The following is a 1,156-nucleotide window of genomic DNA, read 5'->3' as shown; positions in this document are numbered from 1 at the left end:
GCGTCCACGTAGGCCAGGTACGTGGCGTCCAGGTGCGCCGCCGTCATCAAATCGGCGAAAAGCTGCTGATGCAGCCGGGGGCCCTGCCCGGCGCCGTATTCGTCGAATTCGATTGCCACGAAAGCGGCTTTCGCGACGCCCATCAGACGTGGAATCGCCCACGCATGCGGGTCGCCCTCCTTGAGGTGATAGACCGACCGGTGCACGAAGTACTCGCGCATCTGCTGCCAGCTTCCGCTGTCGCGCAGGTAATACGAGGGGCCGGTGCCGTCGACCGGTTCCACCGAAATGGCGTCCATCTCGGCGGCCGCCGTTTGGTCCGACGCGATGGCTCCGACGTCGCGGCGCACACCGGCCAGGAAGACGCGCTCGAGTTCGCCGCGTAACGCCAGCAGCGCAGGATTCCACTCCCAGCCGGGGTCCACGCCCGCGAAGCCACGGTAGTGCAACTCATAGCACATGCACAGTGCCAGTTGCAGATCCAGGCCGTAAGGGTCCGAGTCGCGAACGGAGGCGCCGATGCGGCTCAGGTGGTCATGTGACGGCGGGCCAGTCAGGGCGCGACGCACGGCGGTCGACAGCGGCCCGTGTGCCGCCGGCAAGGCGGGTTCGGTTGAGACTGATGCGCGGGTCACGCCCACGACTACCCGCTATCCGGGGGCCACAAACGATGCGGCGTCACTCCCGCCCCCCCACGGCGGGCAGGCGAAACGTAATGTCGGCCGTGGTGCCGGTGGGTGTGCAGTCCAGTTCCATCGCGTTGCTGAGCGCCCTCATCAGCAACAGGCCCCTGCCACCGTTGCCCGGGTCCGCTGCCGGCGTCTTCCAGGAGCCGCGGTCGGTGATCCGCGCCCGGATCTCGCCGTCTGCGAGGCCGACGTCGAGGGACATCGCGCCCGACGGCTGCTCCGAATACGCGTGTTCGACGCAGTTCGTACACGCCTCGTTGACGACGAGCACGATGTCGGCGGCCAATTCCTCTGGCACGCCTGCGCTGTTCAGCCAGTCGGCCAATCGATGCCGGATGCCGACCAATCGCTCTGCGCTGGCCTCGGTTTCGATCCGCAGGGGAGATTGCTGGTGCCGGTAGATCACCATTGCCACATCGTCGTCATACCCAGCCGGAGGGGCCAACTCACGCAAAACCGCATCGGCG

2 protein-coding genes are annotated in these 1,156 nt (G+C 67.1%); both read right to left on the bottom strand.

Annotated elements, in window-relative coordinates; genetic code table 11:
* Window positions 1-635 (bottom strand): iron-containing redox enzyme family protein (locus A9X03_RS23440; protein WP_197508438.1); only part of this gene is annotated, 635 nt, incomplete at its 3' end.
* Window positions 636-678: 43 nt separating this feature from the next.
* Window positions 679-1,156 (bottom strand): ATP-binding protein (locus A9X03_RS23435; protein WP_197696132.1); only part of this gene is annotated, 478 nt, incomplete at its 5' end.

Source organism: Mycobacterium sp. E1715 (genome assembly GCF_001667625.1).
Classification (GTDB): Bacteria; Actinomycetota; Actinomycetes; order Mycobacteriales; family Mycobacteriaceae; genus Mycobacterium.
Note: the sequence above shows the minus strand (reverse complement) of the source record. Positions and strands in the feature narration are given on the sequence as shown.